This window comes from Burkholderia sp. HMSC10F09, from assembly GCF_001806955.1.
GTDB classification, from domain to species: Bacteria; Pseudomonadota; Gammaproteobacteria; order Burkholderiales; family Burkholderiaceae; genus Burkholderia; species Burkholderia multivorans.
The window spans coordinates 17,784-37,861 of the sequence record NZ_KV786558.1; the positions used below are offsets into that span (position 1 = coordinate 17,784).

Sequence of the window (20,078 nt, forward strand, 5' to 3'; positions counted from 1 at the left end):
GAAGGCGGTCGGTCAGTCGGACGATCCGGTACCGCGCGGCCGCTCGATACCGTAGGCTTCCATCCACCGATACAGCGTCGCGCGAGACACGCCGAGTTCGCGCGCGGAAGCCGCGACGCGGCGGCGCGTGCGCAGCAGCGCGGTTTCGATCGCCTCGCGCTCGATCGACTTGCGCATGTCGGCGACCGACGGCGATGCGGCATCGAGACAGTATTCGAGCTCGAGATCGCGCGCGGTGATCAGGCGCCCTTCGGTCATCACGACCGCGCGACGCACGCGATTGATCAGCTCGCGAACGTTGCCGGGCCAGTCGTGCTTGTACAGCGCCGTGATGGCATCGGTCGAGAAGCCGCGCACGCGATGACGCGCGTCGCCGCGGAAACGTTCGAGCATGTGATGCGCGAGCAGTTCGATGTCCTTGCCGCGCGCCCGCAGCGGCGGCTGGTCGATCCGCATCACGCAGAGCCGATGGAACAAGTCAGCGCGGAAGCGCCCTTCTTCCATTGCGTCGCGCAGATCGACGTGCGTCGCCGACACGATCCGCACGTCGACCGGCACCGGATCGCTACCGCCGAGCCGGTGAATCGCGCGCTCCTGCAGGAATCGCAGCAGGCTCGCCTGACTCTCGTGCGGCAGATCGCCGATTTCGTCGAGCAGCAGCGTGCCGCCGTTCGCGGCCTCGACATACCCGATCTTGCGCGCGTTCGCGCCGGTAAACGCACCGCGCTCGTAGCCGAACAGTTCCGACTGCAGCAGATGCGGCGGAATCGCGCCGCAGTTGACCGCGACGAACGGGCCGTTGCGGCGTTCCGAATGACGGTGAATCGCGACGGCCGTCAGCTCCTTGCCCGTTCCCGTTTCGCCGAACACGAACACGGGCGCGTCGGTGCGCGCGAAACGCCGCACGGTATCGAACAGCCGCAGCATCGCGCTGCAGGTGCCGACGATGCCGTGCTCGTCGGATTCGAGCCGTTCGCGATCGCGCGCGAACAGGCATTCCATGCCGTACGCGTGGCCGACCGTATCGGCGATGCGCTGATGCGAGGCCGGCAGCGTGACATAGTCGAAACAATAATCGCGCAATAACGCACGAACGTTCGGCGAGGCCGTCTGCCCGGCGTCGACGAGCGCGACCCACACGACGTCGCGCATCGAGGCACAGGTCGATGCGATGCTGCCGATCGCGTCGGCATGGCCGCCGCTGAGATCGAGGATGCCGCAGGTGATCTCGCCGGCGGTGTCGCGCAGCTCGTTCGCATGCGTGACGATCGAGACCTTCCAGTCGCGGCGCGCCAGTTCCTTGCGCAGCATGACGGATGGCGCTTGCGTCCAGTAGATCAGCGGGCGCTGCCCCGCGTCTCTCTCCCCGCCGGCGTTCTTATCGCGCGTTATTGGCATATTCATAACAAACCGTCACTTTCTCCACTCCCGGAACCGTTCGCGTGCGTTGCGGAGGGCGCATGAGCGCCTGTCCGCGCTGCGTTTCCGCAGCTTTGGCGAAGATCGAAACCACGCACGGCGAGAGCCCCCGGAGGTCGAGCCGGATGTTTCCCGGTCCCGTTATCGTACTCGAAGGGAACGCGTGACCTCTTGCGTCACGATGTTCCGGCTTTGATGCGACGTGCCGTCAGGCAAGCACGTCGGCAAACGGGATTTCCGTCCGCATTTGCGTCGCGTCGTACACGACAGCCGCGCCCGATGCTGAACCGGACGGCAGCCAACCCGCTTTCGGGATGGCCGCCCCCTTTCGTTCGCTCCTGAATTTACACCCCGTTCCAAGATGGTCTTGTTACCAAACGCTAAACATCGAATCATTCGATTACGCCGCCGCGTCCCCCGCCGAAACGGCCCTTTAGCGACTGAGATTTGATTATCTATGACCATTCGCGTCAATCGGTGGCAAATACTACTTTTCCCCACGATCGGCGTCGCGGATTGCCGACGATTGTTGCCGGAATCGCGCCGCCGTTGCGCCGGCCGTTCGTATCGTCGAACAATCGTGCCGGCGTCCGGGCGCCGCTGCCGCTCGACGCACGCCGTGCACCGGCCGGCCGTTACAACGTCGTAACGTCCGCGGCTCGCCGGGAACGGAACTCGCTGCGCCCGGCCCCGCGCGTCACGTCGCAGCATCCGGCGCGCACGCGGCGGAGCGAATCGATTCCCATTCACACCCATCGCGGGCGCCGCCGACCTGCGCGCCCGCCCGTCGGCCGCCGCTTGCACGTCGGCCATCGCGGCGGCGGCCGAGGCCGCGCCTCGTTGCGATGCGCCAGGCGCAGGCGGACGGCGCCGCGGCGCGTCCGGAGCATGGGCGACTATAGCTGCGTTCGGCGCGTTCTGATCAGGCGGCGACGGTCGCGCCGCGACGGCGGGATGCGCATGCCGGCGATCGACGTCGCCGACGCGCGCGGTGCGTTCGATGAAGCGTGCGGCGCGAAATGCGGTCGGCTGCGCCATGCAGTCGATCGCACTCGCCGGTGCACGGACGGCGTCGGCGTGCGCGCCCGGTTCACGCTGAACGATCGCAATCATCAAGGACTTCCCCGGTATGTGGAATTCGTATTGGAAATCGACGGCTCGCGTCTTCGACGAGCGCGTCTGAATGCGTTCATTATCGAAAAGCGTCGGTACGGCCGATGTGTGCTATCGCACATAGCATCGCGCCGACGGTGCGTCGGCAATCGCGCGCAACGCCTGCGTCAGTATGCTTTCGAACAGACCTCGCGACATTGCATGCTCATCATCAGTATCGTCGCGCCGCAACGGACGCACGTTCGTGCCGCGACATGCGCAAGGCATCACGCGAGGACTGCATCATGGAATGGCATTGTTGTGAATTCGAACACCTGGGCGCCGTCGATCTCTATGCGATCCTGCGCGCGCGCAACGCCGTGCTCGTCGTCGAGGACGCGCATACGCATCTCGACATCGACGGCAAGGACACGGCCGCGCTGCACGTCTATGCGCGTGTGCCGGCGCAGGACGGCGTCGAAGTCGCCGCATACGCGCGCATCCTGCCCGGCGACGACATCGATCCCGACGTCGTGATCGACAAGGTACTGACGAGCGAAGCGTGCCGCGACGACGACACGCTCGAGCGGCTCGTCGAGCGCGCGCTCGCGGCCGCGCACGTCGCGTGGCCCGACACCGCGATCCGCATCCACGTGCCGGCGGCACGCCAGGCGTTCTACAAACGCTTCGGCTTTCGCAAGGCATACGGCCCGTATCTCGAACAGGGCGCGCCGTTCATCGGCATGGTGCGGCCGGCCGACCGCGCCTCGGGCGCGCTGCGCACGCTGCTGTCGCGCGTCGTGTCGGCAGCCACGCCGGGCGACGACGATACGCGCACGGGCAGCCGCGCGCCGCAACGCCTGCCGGCCGACACGGGAGCAAATCGATGACGCGCACGCTCCGCCCGGTGCCGCAGCCCGATCTGCCGCGCATTCTTCCCGTCATTCTCGCCGGCGGTTCGGGCACGCGGCTCTGGCCGCTGTCGCGCGAACAGCATCCGAAGCAGCTGATCGAGCTGGTCTCGGACGAGTCGCCGCTGTCGGCCACCGCGCGCCGGTTGAACGGGATCGCCAACGCATCGCTCGACGATCGGCTGCTGCTCGTCTGCGGCGAGCAGCATCGCTTCATGAGCGCCGCACAGCTCGTCGGCCGCGGCGCGGGTACCGCGCGCATCCTGCTCGAGCCGAGCGCACGCAACACTGCGCCGGCGCTGACGCTCGCCGCGCTCGACGCATGCGCGGACGCTGACGATCCGGTGCTGGCCGTGATGCCGGCCGACCATGTGATCGTCGACGTCGCCGCTTTCCAGGACGCGGTCGGCCGCGCCGCACGCTACGCGCAGGACGGCGCGATCGTCACGCTCGGCGTGCTGCCGCGCCGGGCCGAAACCGGCTACGGCTACATCCAGGTCGGCGAGCCGCGTGCGGGCCGCCTTGGCGGTCAGGGCGGCTATGCGATCGGACGCTTCGTCGAGAAGCCCGATGCGACGCTCGCCGAACGCTATCTGCAATCGGGCGACTACTGGTGGAACAGCGGCATCTTCGTCACGCGCGCGTCGGTATGGCTGAAGGCGATCGAGGCGCTCGCACCGGAGATTCATGCGGCGTGCGAAGCCGCGTGGCGCGCTGGCGTCGCCGACGATCCGTTCTTCCGCATCGATGCGGCGGCGTTCGACGCGTGTCCGTCCGACTCGATCGACTACGCGGTCATGGAGCGTCTCGCGGACAGCCCGACGCTCGGCATCGACGGCATCGTGGTGCCGCTCGCGGCCGGCTGGTCCGACGTCGGCACGTGGGATGCGATCTGGGAAATCATGCCGAAGGACGCGCACGGCAACGTCGCGCGTGGCACGGTCGTATTCGAGGATACGCACGACAGTCTCGTGCGCTCCGAAGGACGTCTCGTCGCGTGCGTCGGCATGAAGGACGTCGTTGTGATCGAAACGCCCGATGCGGTGCTGGTCGCGAACAAGCACGACGGGCAGCGCGTGAAGAACATCGTCGCGCGGCTGAAGATGGATCGGCGCCCGCAAGTGAGCGAACACCGCAAGGTGCAGCGGCCGTGGGGGCATTACGATTCGATCGATCTCGGCGAGCGCTTCCAGGTGAAGCGGATCGTCGTCGAACCCGGCAAGCAGCTGTCGCTGCAGATGCACTATCACCGCGCCGAGCACTGGATCGTCGTGCGCGGCACCGCGCGCGTCACGCGCGGCAGCGATACGTTCCTGCTCAGCGAGAACGAATCGACGTACATCGCGGTCGGCGAGGTTCACCGGCTGGAGAATCCGGGGCGCATCCCGCTCGAGATCATCGAGGTGCAGTCGGGCGACTATCTCGGCGAGGACGACATCGTGCGCTTCGACGATCAGTACGGACGCGCGGTCGTCGACGCCGGCGCGCCGCGCCGGCCTGCCTCGATCATGCCGCCCGAATCTGCCGACCGGGCCGATTCGGCACCGGCCGAGGCAACGGCGGAGCGCGATATCGTTCGATAAGTCGCGCGATTCGCGGCGGCGCATGCGCAGAGGTTGCGCGCCGCCGCGCAGCCATGCCCGGCCCCCCGCCGCCCGCGCATTGCATTCGAACGGCGGCCGGCGCTACCCGCGACGCACGACCGACCGATCGCTCGACCGATCATCGCGCGTCGCGATCAGCGCGTCTGCCGAAGCGCTTCGCGCACGCGCGGCAGCGACGACGGATCGGCTCCCACAGCATCGGCCGCCGCCGACATTGCCTGAGTCGCTCCACCGCATAGCGTGCCGATCATCGCGGATGCCGCCGACACGCCGGGCAGCGACCGGGCCGCGCAACCGTTCGACGAACCGACCCGCACCGGTTGCGCGCCGATCCCTGCGAGCTGATTGTCCGCGAGCCGTACGTCGGACACGTTGCCCCACAGACGAATGGCGTCGAACCGCGTATTCGACACGCGATTGCCGATCACCGTCACGCGCGAGATCTTGCCGGACCAGGTGCTGACTTCGATCGCTCCCTGCTGCGTGACGGGGCGCGGATCGGTGCGGTCGGCTTTCGTCTGGATGTCCGAGATCACGTTGTTCTCGATGCGCACGTTCGATGCGCCGTACGTGTGCCAGCTGTCTTCCTGCCCGACGAGAATCCCCGAACTCACCTGTACGTTGCGCACGACGTTGTTCGCAATCGTCACGTCGGCGCCGCCGACGACCGTGATGCCGCGGCCCCACGCATTGCCTTCCAGCGAGTTGCCGGTAATCAGCACGTTGCGGCTCAGCGCGCCGTCCTGCTGATAGCTCACGACCGCAATCATGTCGTCGCCGGTGTCGCCGACGACGTTGCGCTGAACCAGCACGTCGCGCGCGCCGTGCGTGATGTGGATGCCGTCCGCGAGCGTCGCGCGCACTTCGTTGCCGACGATCGCGACGGCGCTACCGCCGAACACGAAGATGCCGGCGCTCGCGCCGCCGTCGATCACGTTGCCGAGCACCTGCACGTCGTGGCCCGTCACCTGGATCTTCGTCGACTCGCGCGATCCGAGGCGCGTCGTGCCGGTCCCCTCGAACCGGAATCCGACGAGCGCCGTACCGTCGCCGCGCAATTCGAGCGTCTGGTCGTTCGGCGAGGTCGCGACGAGCGTCGCGCCGTTGCCCTGCAGCACGACGTGCGGCTGTCGCACGGTGAGCGAGCGGCCGACGACATAGCGGCCCGGCGCGAACACCAGTCGCTGGCCCGGCCGCAGCATGTCGAACGCGCGTTGCAGTTCGGCCGCCTGGTCCGATCCGTCGGCGGCCGGGCGAACGTGCGCGTCCGGCACGTTCGGGCGAACCTCGGCCGCTGCCGACGTGCCGGTCGCCGCGATCGCGTATTGCGGCCATGACAGTCCGCCGGCCGCCAGCATGCCGACGATGGCGGTGTAGCTGACGAGCAGCCGTTGTGAGCGATGCATATCGAATCCTTTTCCGTCGTGCGCGCGCGGCGAATCGTCGACGCGGCGCGCGATACGTGCGATTGAATCATTCGAAACCGGCGTCTCTCGGTGCGTTGCCGGACCGACCGGTTGGCCGATCGCATGCGCTTCGCATCGCGACGGCGCCGCTTGTCACCGGCAATCTTTCGCGCGCGTTCGCAATTCGGCCAAACAACGAATCATCGTTCAATAAACGTCGCCGTGCGCGGACTTTCTGCGCCGAATCGCCTGATCGGTAAGCCATCGCACCCAGCGCGACAAATGGGCGGCACACAATGATCCGGACCTCAGGATTCGCGCGTCTCGCACGGCAACCGAACCGTGCGCACAGGCCGCGACACCGAGAACCGGAGTACGGATGCGCTGAACGCGACGGACATGCATCGGTAAATCAGGAATACGTAATTCGTTCAACGACGCGTTGCGAGACGTGCGGCCCGATGTCGATTTGACGATTCGCCGGCCGCTGCCGTCACCGTGCGTGACACAGCGAACGATCGAATCGATAGACCCCGAAGATGACTCAAGAAAAGATCGTTCACATTGCCGAAGCGTTCGGTGGCGGCGTGCTGTCGATGCTGACCCAGCTTGCCAACCATGCGGCTGCGGCCGGCATCGAGGTGACCGTGCTGCACGCGATCCGCGCGGAAACGCCGTCCGACTTTCCGACCTTGTTCAGACCCGACGTGAAGCTCGTCTACGTCGACATGGCACGCGAGGTCGACGTCAAGCACGACCTGCGCAGCTTGCGCGCGCTGGTCGCGCACCTGCGCCGCTACGACCCGAAGGTGATTCATCTGCATTCGTCGAAGGCCGGCGTGCTCGGCCGCGTTGCCGCGCGCATCGCGACGCCGCATGCGGCCGTGTTCTATTCGCCGCACGGCCTGTCGTATCTGCGCCGCGACGTGTCGCGTATGAAGCAGTACGCGTATCTCGGCTTCGAGCAGATCGCAGCGCGCATCGGCGGCACCGTCGTCGCATGCTCGGCCAGCGAACTAGGCGAGATCAAGCAGCGCGTGCGTGCGCGTTCGGCCGTGCTCGTCGAAAACGGCGTCGACGTGACCGCGATCCCGCAGCGCCGACCGCGCGACGACGGCAAGATCGTCGTCGGGATGAGCGGCCGTGCGTCGTTCCAGAAAAATCATGAAGCGTTCGCGCGGCTCGCGCAGAAGCTGCAGCACGCCGACGTCGAGTTTCTGTGGATCGGCGGCAATGCCGCTGAAATTCCCGATCCTGCCGAGCGCCGCGCCGTCGTCTGCAGCGGCTGGGTGACGCGCGCGCGTGCGCTGGAGCTCACGTCCGGCATGAGCGTCTACGTGCAGACGTCGCGCTGGGAAGGCATGCCGGTCGCGCTGATCGAAGCGCAGATCGCCGGCATACCGGCCGTCGTGACCGACGTGATCGGCAATCGCGACGTCGTCATTCACGGCGTGACCGGTTACGTCGCGTCGAGCGAAGACGACATGGCGGCGTATGTCGCGAAGCTGCGCGACGATCGTCAGCTTCGCGAGCAAATGGGAGCCGCGGCACGCACGCTAGCGATGCAGCGTTTTTCGATGAGCGAGATATTCCGGCAATGGCATGCGCTCTACGGCCTGGACACCGACAAGACCGACGGCGTGCGCGTCGATACGCGCGGTTTCGAGCCCGTTGCGGCCGATCATGTCAAAGCCTGATCTCGAACGACGACAAGCGACATGAGCACATTGAAGAATCAGAAACCTCTCGTCTACAACGGCCGCTTCACCACGCAGAAGACGACCGGCGTGCAGCGTGTCGCACGCGAGCTGATCGCGGCACTGATCGATATCCATCCGCGCGATCCGGTCACCGTGCTGGTACCGCCGCAACCGGGCGACGCCGTCAGCGGCGCGAACACGGTGAGGATCGGCTTCGGCAAGGGCGTCGTGTGGGAACAGCTCGTTCTTCCGCTGTTTGCGCGCCGCGGCCGCATCGTCAATCTCAGCAACTCGGCGTCGATCTTTCTCGGCAATCAGGTCATCTACATGCACGACGCGGCCGTGTTCGACACGCCGGCGCATTTTTCCCGTGCGTTTCGCGTCTGGTATCGGATCATGTTCTGGATCCTCGCGCGTACGTCCGCCTGCGTGCTGACCAACTCGTATTTCTCGCGCGACCGGCTCGCGCATCACTGCCGCGTGTCGGCCGACAAGATCCGCGTCGTGCCGCTCGGCGCCGACCATCTCGATGCCGTGCAGCCGGACGCGAGCGTGCTCGAGCGCCATGCGATCAAGCCGGGCCGCTTCGTGCTCGCGGTCAGCAGCATGAATCCGACGAAGAACTTCGGCCGCCTGATCGCGGCATTCCGACAGCTCGACGATCCGTCGGTCGACCTCGTGATCGTCGGGATGCAGAACAAGACGGTGTTCGGCAAGCAGGATCACGTGACGGCCGACGAACCGAACGTCAAATACGTCGGCTACATCAGCGACGCGCAATTGAAGGCGCTCTATCAGAACGCGGCGTGCTTCCTCTATCCGTCCATCTACGAAGGGTTCGGCATCCCGCCGCTCGAGGCCATGCGCTACGGCTGCCCGGTCGTCGTCGGGAAATCGGCGGCGCTGCCGGAAGTCTGCGCGGACGCCGCGCTGTACTGCGATCCGTATTCGGAGGGCGACATCGCGGCGAAGCTGCGCAGCCTGCTCGACTCGGCGGAGCTGCGGGACGAGTTCAAACGCCGCGGTATCGCGCATGCGGAAAAATATCGCTGGAGCCGCAGCGCCGAAATGATGAAGGCCGTATTCGAGCGGCTGTAGGACGCGCACCGCCGCCCTTTCCTGCTCCCCACTCGCTCTCTTCGCGCGCGGATCGACAGGGTCCGAGCGTGTCATATCGGCGTTGCGTCGGCTCGCAGAAGCCTCGCAAGCAAGGCCGAAGACATCGACCGGCATGCCCCTGCCTTCGTCGATCGCAACGACGGCCGATAAGCGAATCGCGTTACCGCGAGCGCGCCGGCATATCGATCAGGCCGACCCGTTCGCGGTACAGCACGTACACAAGCGCACCCACGACCGCCGTCTCGACCAGCAGCACGGCGATGGCCGCCCCGCGTTCCGCGAATAGCGCCGCGAGCGGCGGCAGGATCGTCACGTTCAGCAGCCCCGACGAGATCAGGATCGTGCTGAATGCGCGCTTCATCCCGAGCGGCAGCATCGTCTGAACGCCGAACAGATCGGTCATGCACGCCATGAACGGCACCAGCGCGAGACAGCGCAGCACCGCGACGGTCGGCTCGAACGATGCGCCATAGAGAATCCGGACTGCCATCGGCGCGAATGCGTAGATCGTCGCCGACATCGCGAGCACGAGCACGCCCTGCCAGACGATCAGCTTGCGCAGGAACGCGAACGCCTCGTCGCGCGCGTGATGCATCAGGTTCGTGATGTGCGGATAGGTGGTCGCCCGCAGCGGCTGCAGCATGCCGACGGCCGCGCGGATCAGCTTGTCGCCGGCGGCAAAGTAGCCTGCCGCGACGTTGCCGGCCACCATGCTCAGCAGCACCGTGTTGGTCGACGCGTAGAACGAAATCGACGTCGATGCGAGAAAGACCTGCGTACCGCCTTTCACGGCGGTGACGATGTCGGCGAGCCTCACGCGCACGCGCGCGACCTCGCGGCAAACGAACAGATAGGCGAGCAGCGTCACGCCGCAGAGCAGCGGCACGGCCGCGTTGATCGCGATCGCGGGGAGAATGTCGTCCGGCGTGTGGACCCAGAGGAAGAACGCGACGACGCTCAGCGCGCGATACACGACGACCGTCATGCTGTAGACGCTGAGCTTCTGGATCCCCTGAAAATACCAGCCGGGCGTCAGCGCGGCGCCCACCGCCATCCCGAACCCGATCAGCAGCGGCGTGCGCTCCGCCGCGAAGTGCGGAATCGCCAGCGTCAGCGCGACCAGCACGGCGAGGCCCGCGATCGCGATCAGCCACTGCGCGGTGACGGTCGTCCAGAAGATCCGCGAACGCTCGAGCTTGTCGCGCGCGAGTGCGACACGCGGCGTGGCCGTCAGGTCGAAGCTGTAGTTGACCAGATTGATGAAGTACGTCGTCACCGCGAGCACGAACGACAGCCGTCCATACTGCTGCGGGCCGAGCGCGCGCGTGAGCAGCGGCAGCGTGACGAGCGGCACGACATACGTCGAGATTTGCAACGCGAACAGCATCGCGAAATTTTTGCGAATGGCGGTCATCGTGCCTTCTGGGCTGAGAGTGAACGTGCGCCGACTGTCAATGGGCGTGCGGATGCGGCGCCGACGCGTCGATGCCGAGTACCGCGTACAGCGACGAGGCGTAGCAGTCGATCGAGTAGCGCGACCAATCGTAACGGCGATTCGCGTCGCCGAGGTGTGCGCGCAGCGCCTCGATCGCGCGCGAAAAATCGTCGGGCGTGTTCCGGTAGAGAATCTTGTTGCCGATCTCGTTGCCGAACGTCGACAGGCTCCCGATGTCGTGGACCAGCACCGGCAGGCCGAGCATCGCCGCTTCGACGATCACGAGCGGCGCATTTTCCACCCAGATCGACGGCAGCACGAGCGCGTCGTGCTGCGGCAGCGCGGCGAACAGCGTCGCATGGTCGAGCCGGCCCGCGAAGCGCAGCCTGCCCGCTTCGACGAGGCTCGCATAGCGCGTTTCGAGCGCGTCGCGCTCGGACCCGTCGCCGTAGATCGTGAACGACGCGATCGCGTCGCCCGCCGGCCCCGCCATCAGCGCGAGAAACTCCGCGAGCCCTTTGTCCGGATGCATGCGGCCGACGAACGCGAGATCGAGCCGCGCGCCCTGCGCGGGCTTCGGCGCACGCGGCATCAGCGTCGTATCGATCGGATTCGACAGCAGCGTGGTGCGCGTGCGCGCGAAGCGCGCGATCAGGTCGCGCATGAACGGGCTCGGACACAGGATTTCGTCGAACAGGCCGAGCGGATCGAAAAGCGCATTGACGACGTGCCAATGCACCTTCTTCACGACGTCGTGCACGATCCCGTGCGGGCTCGCGACCGACACGAAGCGCCGGTGTCCGCGCAACCGGTCGAGCGACAACGGCTGCGCGCGCCCGCCCGAATAGATCTGCAGGCTCGGATTGTAAAAGACGAGGTGATAATCGTGCGCGGTCAGATACAGGCCGCATCCCGAGCGTCGCTTGTAGCGCGCGAGTACCGGCAGTATCGCGCACGACAGCAGGTTGTGATAGTTGTGGACGAGAATCCGTTGCGGCCGGAAACGCTCCAGCAGCGCGACCAGCGCACGCGCGGCCGCCGGCGACCATGCACGTGTGCTGCGCTTGTTCTCGACGCCGCGCAGCGCCTCTTCGTCGAAGGTTTCGACGACGACGTCGTTGCGCGCGCGCAGCACATCGACCGACACGCGGTAGACTTCTTCCGCGCCGCCCTTGCGGACGAAGTCGTTGATGACCAGCACGCGCATCACGACGGACCTCGATCCGTGTTGCAGCGGGCCGTCGACATATCGACGCCGCATCCGGACGCGGCCGCGATCCGCGCGCGGCCGCGCTGCGCGCCGCTGTCGCGCGACGCGTGGCGGACGACGCCGCGCGCCGCCTGTCGGCAATCAAGTAGGCTCAATCTTTGCATTGCGTGCAATTTCGTTTCGTCGACCTTCGGAACGGCGTCGCCACACCGCACCGCTTCCACGAAGCGGCCGGTCCTCGACGACACTGCGACGATAAGGCGTCCGGCACGGCGAAACTGTACGCACGGTCACTTAGGCCGGCATTTGCAAAGCGCGGCCGACGCGGCGGCATGCGTGCCGCCACGTCCCGCCCCCGACAACGATTGCGCGTCAGTGCGTCGATTCGGTGCGATGCTTGCGCAAATGCCACGACATCGTGCGTCTTGCCTTCGGCAGCGGCGCCGTACGCTCAGCCGGCGCCCACCAGCATGCGAGCAGCGCCGCACAGCGCTCGATGACGTATTGCGCGGCGCGTTCGCCGTGCAGCGAATGGTCGACCGTTTCCTGCACGTCGACCGAAACGTTCGGCAAGTGCGCGAACGCGCGCGAGACGGGCCCGAAATGGCGCACGACCGCATCGACGCCGGGATCGTAGGTGCCGTAGATCAGATGGGTGCGGATGCCGCGCGCCGACATGTCGCGCAGCAACCCGCGCGGCGTATCCTTGCCCGGGCCGCGCCCGAGCCGCTCCGCGACGCGCATCAAGGGCACCGACATCGCATCCGCGGAGAAACGCCATAGCGCGCGCAGCACCGGTCGCAGATCGCGACGTCGCGCGAACAGCCGTCGCCACTTGCCCGCACTGCGGACCGACGCGAAATAGCCGCGCATCGAGTTGGTCTGATTCTTGACGGCGTTCTCGAGCGTCTGGCCGCGCGGCCACACGAATACGGGAAGATTGACCGCGATCGCGCCGGCGAGCTGCCCCGTCGCCGCGGCATGCAGCGACGTATAGGCACCCGAGCAGATCCCGAATGCGACGATCTTGTGATGGCCCTCGGCCTTCAACCAGTTGGCGGCGTTCAGCACGTCGTCGATCAACTGGTCCGAATACGGGATGTCGGATTGAATGTCGCGCGCACGCTCGCTGCTGTCGCCGGTGCCGGTCGAATCGAACCGCAGCGTGCAGATGCCGCGCGCGGCCAGTGCTCGCGCGAGCCGCACGGCGAGCCGCCCGTCCGCGGTGCGCGGGTTCGCGGCCGTATTGGTGATCAGCAGCGTCGGCGCGGCCGCGCGCATCGTCTGCTCGTCGGGCTCGCACAGCACGCCGACCAGGTTGTCGGGGCCGATGCGGATCACGCGTTCGACACTGCCTTCGCCCCGGAGCACGACGTCGGCGTCCGGCCACTGAGGCGATACGCGACCGATTGCGTCGGCGCCGGCCTCAACGTCGATCCAGTCCGCGACCGTATCGAACAATCCGGCCGGGAATCGCGACCACAAAGGCTCGCGCATCGCGACGGGCCAGTCCGCACACGGCTGGACTTGCGCGGCGACGCCGCGCGCCTGCAACGCGCCCGCGAGCATCGCGGCGTCGCCGTACGGTGCGTCGACGAGCAGCGCACGCGCCGGCAGCGTGCCCAATTCGCCGACCGCCTTCGACAGATCGAGATGCCGCAGCGTCGCGACGAGATCGTCGGGATAGGCATGTCCGAGGACATTCATCGGCTTCTCGTCGCGCATCGTGTTGCGCACGACGGGCGGCATGTTTTCGAGCCAGTGCTGCGCGACGGCCGACAGCTCGCGCAGATAGCCGCGCCCACGCACGACGGGCGCGAGCGCGACGAACCGCGTAACCTCGGGCATCGCGTCCGCCGCGAGCAGCGCGACGGCGGCGCCCGCGCGCACGCCGACGAGCGCCACGCTGTCGACCGCGACGCGTTCGCGCAGCGCCTGGACGGCGCGCCGCGTGCTGTCGATCATCTCGTCGAAGCGCCCCTCATCGCGTTCGTCGCCGAGCGAGTCGCCGCTCGCCCGATAGTGAAAGCGCAGCACGGGGAAGCCGCGATCCGAAAGATGCTCGGCGAGCGAGCGGACGAGCTTGTGAAGCCACAGGGCTTCGTGCCCCAACGGCTCGCACATCACGATGCCGTGCGTGCGCGTGCCTTCGTGCAACCAGCCGATGCATCCATCAAACTGGATCGGTGTCATGTTTGGTTCCTTGCGCTAACAATCCGGGTTTTGGGAGCGGCCAACGCGCCGCCGCCTCGATCAACCTCTTTGTAGTTTCACTTACTGCGAGATTACTGAGAGATTACTGCCCGTCGATGCTCAATCATCCATGCTGGCCGCGGATCCTTGTGTGGTCGCGATTACCGAGCTCGATGGTGTGTCGTCGCGTGACTCAACCGGCTCGGCGATGCGCACGGCGCGAGGCGGCCCTCTCATTCGCGTCGCGGCGTGGCGCCTCCGCCGGCCGACGCTGCGGCGCCCGACCCGTCGCATCGGGATACGCGCCGCCGGCGCGGGCCGCGCGACTGGCACCGGTCGCACGTCTGCTGCCGACTGCGTCGGCTACTGCTGTCGAAAGCCGAGTCGACGTTCGCCGTTTAGCCGTCGGCGTCGCCCGACGCGAGCGCGCCACTTCTGCGCCGCGCCGTCACGGTGCGCGCCAGTTGAACGCAAGGCACTTCACAGACGCGATAGCCTGCCCACGCGATCGGGACCAGTGGCACGAGCGGCACGATCATGTACAGCCCCAACGGCCATCCGACGATATGAAAGCGCTGACACAGCCAGAACGCGACGAATAGCGGCAGGCTGTGCAGCAGATAGATCGAGTAGCTGATCTCGCCGAGCCATGCAAGCAGCCGGATACGCAGCTTCAGCACGGTCGCCAATGCGGCGAATATCGCGATGCCCGCCAGGTAGGCGAGCGACGTCGGCAGATGTTCGAGATTGCGATGCCAGTCGTTGACGGCCCCCATCACCGCAATGACGGCAATCGGCACGGCCACCCACGCCGCTGCTGCGCGGTACGTGATCGACAGATCGGCGAGCGGGCCGCGTTTGGCCAGGCGGATAGGCAGCAATCTCGACGGCGTGTCGTACGCCTGCCGAAAGCACGCGCCCCAGAACATGATCGCGAGGTGGTACGGCAGCGTCTTGTACTGGCTCAGCACGTCGGCCGGGATCAGTTGCAGCTTCAGCGCCGCGACGAACAGCAGACACAGTCCGATGCTGACCAGACACAGCGCGCGCATCCGATGAAGCGCGCCGCACCAGAACAGCACGAGGCACGCGCCGTAAAAATACAGTTCCGTTTCGAGTGTCCAGCCGTGCGGCAGGATCAGGCTTTCGCCGAACGCGGCCGGCATCATCGTCAGGTTCGCAAGGAACCCGCGGATGTCCATTTGCCTGCCGAACAGATACCAATGAACGACATAGCCGGCAGGCAGCGCGAACCAGTACGCGGGATAGAGCCGGAAGAACCGACGCACGAGAAACCGTTTCGTGCCGGCGCGCACGGGCCCGTGCAGGCTCGTCGGGATCAGCATCCCGCTGATCGCGAAGAAGATCACGACACCCACTCGTCCGAAATTCAGCGAACGCTGCAGCGTATCGAGTGCGTGCTGCGAGCCTGCCAGCGACGCAAACCGCTCGGCGTAGTGGGTCCATATGACGAGTATCACGGCAACGGCGCGCATCGCATCGACATGGTAGAAATGTTCGGAGCTGTTTGTTTTCGACATGACTGTATGGTGACGCGCCGCGTGCGAGGCGATGTGCCTGCCGCGTGCGCGCGAGATGGATCAGAGTGCCCGGACGCAACCGCCGCGACGATGCCCACCCGCGAAGGTAGGCGACGCTGCAGCAGCCGCCGACAATCCCATCGAATACAGTCAAATCCATGCCTTCAAACACCTGCGCGTCCCTCTTGTTTCATCCGCCGTCCCTGCGGATCCGGGGCGCTTCGATTCCGGCCGATACAACCAAAACGGTAGCCGGCACGCGCTCGACGTCGCGCGCGTGCATGCGTCGAGTCAGCTCGCCGTTCGCTTGTCGACGCAATACCACCAGACGAGCGCGAGCACCGCGTAAAAGAGGGTGCGCGAGCCGAACATCATCCAGTATTCGCCTTGCTGGACGGCGAACGTCGCATACGAAAACACCTTCGACATCAGCCACAGCATCACGACGCCGCCGCGCATCGCGACCTGGATCTGCAACGCACCGAGCGCGCCATAGACGAGGCCCGTCATCGCGACGAAGAGCGCGCCGCCGACATAGCCGAACCAGTACACCGGGATGGCCATATTCCCCATCGTGAACGTGACGTCGTCGAAGATGTATGCCTTCAGCAGTTTGGGCTCGGTATACGACATCATCAGATCGCGCAGACCGCTCGGTTCCGCGTCGCTGAAAAACGTCGGCATCGTCCACGAGCCGAGCGAATGCACGAAACGCCAGAATGCGTCGATACCGCCGTACATCGGCGGCGAGAACATCCCGGCATCGCTGTCCACGACGTACCACGGCTGGCCCTGCAGCAGGAAGCGCGACGAGATCACGTCGGCGACTTCGAGCCCCTGCCCGCGGTATGCGTAGATGATCGACACGGTGCCGAGCAGCAGCGCGAGTCCCGCGCCGATGCCCAGATAGCGCACGACCGGCTTGCCGTTCATCGCATGCAGCGCGATAAACGGCGTCAGCGTGCAGAGGCCGATGTGGAGCACGGCCATGAACTGCTCGCCATGCAGCACGTTCAGCGCGAGGTCGACCGCCATCGTGACGATCGCCAGCCATCGAATGCGCTTGTCGGTATTCGTCGCGATCGTGCCGAGCAGCAGGCCGACGAAGGTCTGGTTGTTCAGGAACAGGTTGAACATCGCGCCGTTCGACGCGTCGTTGCGCAGCGCGTACCGGTTGATGCCGGTAAACATCGAGAAGCCGGACGTCAGACCCGCGAGCACGCCGACGACGATCACCGCGAACGCGAGCCCGAAGCCGACGATCACGCTGACCGGCTGCCGTGAAAGGCGCGCGACGATCGTCTCGCGCCCCGGGCGCTCGTCCAGAAACCGCTCGAACGCGACGAACGCACAGGCGACGAAGATCAGATAGAACGTCAGGAGACGGCTGAACGCGCCGGTCGCTTCGCCGGTGATGTCGGTTTCGCGCAGATAGCCGCCGTTCTCGAGTCCGACGCCTGCGAGGAACGCAGTCAATCCGATCGCGAGCACGTAGAGCATCGAGATCGAGAACACCGGACGCGCTCGAACGAGCGCGACGACGCCCAGCATCGCCAGCACCAGCGTGCATGCCGCGCTCGACTCTTTCATGCCGAGCGCCGGCATCGCCGCATTGATCAGCAACGCGATCGTGAACAGCGTCGATATCATCAGGCCCGTCGCGGACATCGATCCGCCGTCGACCCGCATCGTCCCCGTCGTCTTACCTGTCATGCTGCAACCCGAGATTCGTCCATCGGTCATGCACCGTGCGAGCCGGCGCATCCTGCAGTCGGGCGCCGCTGCCTGCGGCGGCGTCCGCGTCGACACCGTGCAGGTGCGCGACGAGGCCCCGGCTGCTCATGTCATACGCCGCCCGGCACATGCCGAGCGGCGCTGTTCTCAATCGCTGCCGGTTCGTGCCAGCAGCGTGCCCGGGACGGCTTCGCCGGCATCCTCGCGCGGCGGGCTGTCCTTCGTCGATCGATGCGCGCTCGCGTAGGAGTCGCGACTCAGCGACGGCGATTCGAAGCCGTTGAACACGAGACCGTCGACTTGCGCACCGACCTTGCTCAGGTTCTCGACCGCTTCCGCGACGGCGACGTAGGTCACCGCGCCCTGCCGGGCCGTCATCAACGTGACGTCGACGAACCGCGACAACATCGCGACATTCGCGACGGCACGCGCGGACGGTGCATCGACGACGATCATGTCGTATTCGTCGCGCAGCGACGCGATCAGCGCCTCGAGCCGCTCCGTACGGAACAGGTTGCGCAGCGGCTCGACACCCTTGCCTGCCGACAGCACGTCGAGGTGATCGTTGATCGGGGAGATCGCGCGCTTCAGTTCGAGCGTGCCTTTCAGCAGATCCGACAGGCCCTTCTCGTACTTCATCGGCAACGTGCGCCCGGTGCCGACGTCGCCCGCATCGGCGCGCAGCAGCAGCGTCTTGAAGCCGCTCTCGGCGAACAGGTAGGCGAGATTGGCCGCGATCGTCGACGTGCCCTGCCCCGGTTCCGGCGACGTCATCAGCACCGCCTTCGAGTTTTCGTGCTGCGCAGTCAACCGATAGTGGAGCAGCAGCGCGAGATTTTCCAGCGCTTCGCCGAGCGGCGTATCGCGGTGTTCGCGCGCCACGACGAACGGCGGCCGGTCGCCTGCGCCGGTCTGCAGCGCACGCGGCGCGGCAGGCAGCACGCCGAGCATCGGCACGCCGACCACCGCTTCCAGATGCTTCGGATCGCGAACGCGTCGCGAGAACAACGCGCTGGCCTGCGTCGCGGCGAGACCGAGAATCAGCCCCAACGCGGCGCCCAGTGCGATCACGAGCACGCGCTTCGGCCGGATCGGCTTGTCGCTGACATCGGCCTTGTCGATGATCGACGCGTTGCCGACGGTGCCGGCCTTCGCGATCTGCAGCTGCTGCGAGTTGTTCAGCAGGCCGACGTAGAGCTGGCTGTTGACCTCGACTTCGCGAGCGAGACGCAAATACGTCTGCTGTTGCGACGGCAGGTGCGCGACCTTGTTCTTCAGATCGGCCGACTGCTGATCGAGCGTCTTCAGCTTGCTCGCGACCGCGGCGAGCTCCGGTTGTCCCGCGACGTACTTCGACGACAGATCCTGATACTCGAGCTTCGCTTCGAGCCGCGCCTTGTCGACGAGCGACAGTTGATCGATCAGCAGCTTCACGTCGCCCTGCGGATCGATCGATCCCTGCGCGTTGCGGAACGTGTTCAGCGCTTCCTCGGCCTGCTCGAGGCGCGCCTTCACGACCGGCAGCTGCCGATCGAGGAATGCCAGGCTGCGCTCCGCGTCTTCGGCACGGCGCCGTGCGTTCGCGTCGAGATACGCGGCCGCAATCGCGTTGAGCAGCCGTGCGGCAAACACCGGATCGTGATCCTCGAGGCTCAGCTGCATGATGCCCGATTGACGCTTCGTCTCCGCGCCGCTCAGTTTCGTCAGGATCGAATCGAGCCGCACCTGCGTCGACTCGCGGCGTACGCGAAACTCGGTGCCGGGGCGCGCGACGATCCGCGCCACGTCGACGTTGTAGCCGTTCGCGACGCTCGGCTTGCCCACCACGCCGCGCAGCACTTCGTCGCCATGGCTGTCCCTCAGCACGAAGCGGTTGCCGGGCAGATAGTCGAGCTCGAGCTTCTTGCCGATCTGCGCATCGGGAATGTCGAATTTCCTGAACTCGACGCGTTCTCCGCCCCATGCCCAGAACGGCGTGTTGAACAGCGGCACGACGAGACCGTTGCGGTCCTTGCGCAGGAGCGAAGCGACGAAGCCGCCGATCAGCGGAATCGGGTTGCGCACCGACACGTCGACTTGTGCGAGCGTCTCGTCCATCGCGCGCGTGACGACGGTGCGCGAACGTGCAATATCGATCTCGCCGACGACGCTCGAACTTTGAATATCGAGTGCGTTGGAAATCTCGGAAAGCGAGCCGAGCGCGCTGTGTTTGTTTTCCTCGACCTTGATCAGCGTATCGACCGAATAGACCGGTGTTGCCGTGATCGCGTAGATCGTCGCCAACAACAGGCAGCCGAGGAAAACGGCGAGAAAGAGACGGCGATGATCGAGCACGTTCCGCAGCGATTCGCTCATCGTCAACCTAAACGTATCGTGAGAAACAGTTGCCGACCCGTCTCGATACCCGTTCGATGAAGGTCTATCCAGTGCCATGCGTATGCTCCAAAAGTGCCACCCTGACAGGTTCATCGCTGCAGTGCGTGCGTTTGGTCACGCATGTCGCGCCACTCGTGCCGCACCTTTCGCTCCGGCACGCGCCCTGCATTCGGTGACGTCGTTGGATGCGCACGCCACCGAATGATTGACCCCAGGACAATCGATTCTGTTTGCCGAGCCCACTATGCGATAAACGGGCGGCATGCTAAGTGCGATGCCTTACATTAAGAAGCAGCGATGACGCGAAGCACTGGGTTTGCCGATTCATCTCGTGCTAC

12 protein-coding genes are annotated in these 20,078 nt (G+C 66.0%); 4 read left to right on the forward strand and 8 right to left on the reverse strand.

The window, feature by feature from the left end; translation table 11 throughout:
• Window positions 1–12: 12 nt before the first annotated feature.
• Entirely contained in the window at window positions 13–1,404 is a 1,392-nt protein-coding gene (locus tag HMPREF3115_RS04595; RefSeq protein WP_070553529.1) for a sigma-54 dependent transcriptional regulator, read from the reverse strand.
• Window positions 1,405–2,816: 1,412 nt separating this feature from the next.
• Here HMPREF3115_RS04595 and HMPREF3115_RS04600 point away from each other — a divergent pair.
• Entirely contained in the window at window positions 2,817–3,401 is a 585-nt protein-coding gene (locus tag HMPREF3115_RS04600) for a GNAT family protein (RefSeq protein WP_006403710.1), read from the forward strand.
• The gene (locus tag HMPREF3115_RS04605) at window positions 3,398–5,005 is read left to right on the forward strand and encodes a mannose-1-phosphate guanylyltransferase/mannose-6-phosphate isomerase (RefSeq protein ID WP_070553531.1); all 1,608 of its coding nucleotides are present in this window, start codon (window positions 3,398–3,400) and stop codon (window positions 5,003–5,005) included. The genes HMPREF3115_RS04600 and HMPREF3115_RS04605 overlap by 4 nt, the downstream gene beginning before the upstream one ends.
• 155 nt (window positions 5,006–5,160) lie before the next feature.
• Here the strand turns inward: HMPREF3115_RS04605 and HMPREF3115_RS04610 are convergent, their stop codons facing one another.
• Window positions 5,161–6,432 (reverse strand): right-handed parallel beta-helix repeat-containing protein, encoded by a 1,272-nt coding sequence (locus HMPREF3115_RS04610; RefSeq protein WP_035488155.1) that lies wholly within the window; start codon window positions 6,430–6,432, stop codon window positions 5,161–5,163.
• A gap of 539 nt (window positions 6,433–6,971) precedes the next feature.
• Between HMPREF3115_RS04610 and HMPREF3115_RS04615 the strand changes: the two genes are divergently transcribed.
• Complete coding sequence (locus HMPREF3115_RS04615; protein WP_070553532.1) at window positions 6,972–8,129, forward strand: glycosyltransferase; 1,158 nt, start codon at window positions 6,972–6,974, stop codon at window positions 8,127–8,129.
• 21 nt (window positions 8,130–8,150) lie between these two features.
• Window positions 8,151–9,230 carry a glycosyltransferase family 4 protein gene (locus HMPREF3115_RS04620; RefSeq protein WP_070553534.1) on the forward strand — a complete coding sequence of 360 codons (1,080 nt, stop codon included), beginning with the start codon at window positions 8,151–8,153 and terminating at the stop codon, window positions 9,228–9,230.
• Between the two features lie 181 nt (window positions 9,231–9,411).
• On the opposite strand, the gene HMPREF3115_RS04625 is transcribed toward HMPREF3115_RS04620, so the two are convergent.
• The 6 genes from HMPREF3115_RS04625 to HMPREF3115_RS04655 all read right to left on the reverse strand — a co-directional run bounded on the left by HMPREF3115_RS04625 (window position 9,412) and on the right by HMPREF3115_RS04655 (window position 19,797).
• Complete coding sequence (locus HMPREF3115_RS04625; RefSeq protein ID WP_053298621.1) at window positions 9,412–10,665, reverse strand: flippase; 1,254 nt, start codon at window positions 10,663–10,665, stop codon at window positions 9,412–9,414.
• 37 nt (window positions 10,666–10,702) lie between these two features.
• A complete protein-coding gene (locus tag HMPREF3115_RS04630) occupies window positions 10,703–11,893 on the reverse strand; it encodes a glycosyltransferase family 4 protein (RefSeq protein WP_065495055.1) in 1,191 nt (396 codons plus the stop codon).
• Between the two features lie 375 nt (window positions 11,894–12,268).
• Window positions 12,269–14,089, reverse strand: coding sequence for an alpha/beta fold hydrolase (locus HMPREF3115_RS04640; protein ID WP_053298623.1), 1,821 nt, complete (start codon window positions 14,087–14,089; stop codon window positions 12,269–12,271).
• A gap of 398 nt (window positions 14,090–14,487) precedes the next feature.
• Window positions 14,488–15,630 carry an acyltransferase family protein gene (locus HMPREF3115_RS04645; RefSeq protein WP_070553537.1) on the reverse strand — a complete coding sequence of 381 codons (1,143 nt, stop codon included), beginning with the start codon at window positions 15,628–15,630 and terminating at the stop codon, window positions 14,488–14,490.
• Between the two features lie 291 nt (window positions 15,631–15,921).
• On the reverse strand, window positions 15,922–17,319 hold the full coding sequence (locus HMPREF3115_RS04650) for a DUF6418 domain-containing protein (RefSeq protein WP_083302146.1): 1,398 nt from the start codon (window positions 17,317–17,319) through the stop codon (window positions 15,922–15,924).
• Between the two features lie 192 nt (window positions 17,320–17,511).
• Complete coding sequence (locus HMPREF3115_RS04655; protein ID WP_053298626.1) at window positions 17,512–19,797, reverse strand: GNVR domain-containing protein; 2,286 nt, start codon at window positions 19,795–19,797, stop codon at window positions 17,512–17,514.
• Window positions 19,798–20,078: the final 281 nt, after the last annotated feature.

What these genes read in the sequence shown, in the direction of transcription:
- HMPREF3115_RS04625 (WP_053298621.1), bottom strand. Translation starts at nt 10,665, where the DNA reads ATGACCGCCATTCGCAAAAATTTCGCGATGCTGTTCGCGTTGCAAATC.
- HMPREF3115_RS04600 (WP_006403710.1), top strand. Translation starts at nt 2,817, where the DNA reads ATGGAATGGCATTGTTGTGAATTCGAACACCTGGGCGCCGTCGATCTC.
- HMPREF3115_RS04655 (WP_053298626.1), bottom strand. Translation starts at nt 19,797, where the DNA reads ATGGCACTGGATAGACCTTCATCGAACGGGTATCGAGACGGGTCGGCA.
- HMPREF3115_RS04610 (WP_035488155.1), bottom strand. Translation starts at nt 6,432, where the DNA reads ATGCATCGCTCACAACGGCTGCTCGTCAGCTACACCGCCATCGTCGGC.
- HMPREF3115_RS04645 (WP_070553537.1), bottom strand. Translation starts at nt 15,630, where the DNA reads ATGTCGAAAACAAACAGCTCCGAACATTTCTACCATGTCGATGCGATG.
- HMPREF3115_RS04640 (WP_053298623.1), bottom strand. Translation starts at nt 14,089, where the DNA reads ATGACACCGATCCAGTTTGATGGATGCATCGGCTGGTTGCACGAAGGC.
- HMPREF3115_RS04595 (WP_070553529.1), bottom strand. Translation starts at nt 1,404, where the DNA reads ATGAATATGCCAATAACGCGCGATAAGAACGCCGGCGGGGAGAGAGAC.
- HMPREF3115_RS04650 (WP_083302146.1), bottom strand. Translation starts at nt 17,319, where the DNA reads ATGCGGGTCGACGGCGGATCGATGTCCGCGACGGGCCTGATGATATCG.
- HMPREF3115_RS04605 (WP_070553531.1), top strand. Translation starts at nt 3,398, where the DNA reads ATGACGCGCACGCTCCGCCCGGTGCCGCAGCCCGATCTGCCGCGCATT.
- HMPREF3115_RS04615 (WP_070553532.1), top strand. Translation starts at nt 6,972, where the DNA reads ATGACTCAAGAAAAGATCGTTCACATTGCCGAAGCGTTCGGTGGCGGC.
- HMPREF3115_RS04620 (WP_070553534.1), top strand. Translation starts at nt 8,151, where the DNA reads ATGAGCACATTGAAGAATCAGAAACCTCTCGTCTACAACGGCCGCTTC.
- HMPREF3115_RS04630 (WP_065495055.1), bottom strand. Translation starts at nt 11,893, where the DNA reads ATGCGCGTGCTGGTCATCAACGACTTCGTCCGCAAGGGCGGCGCGGAA.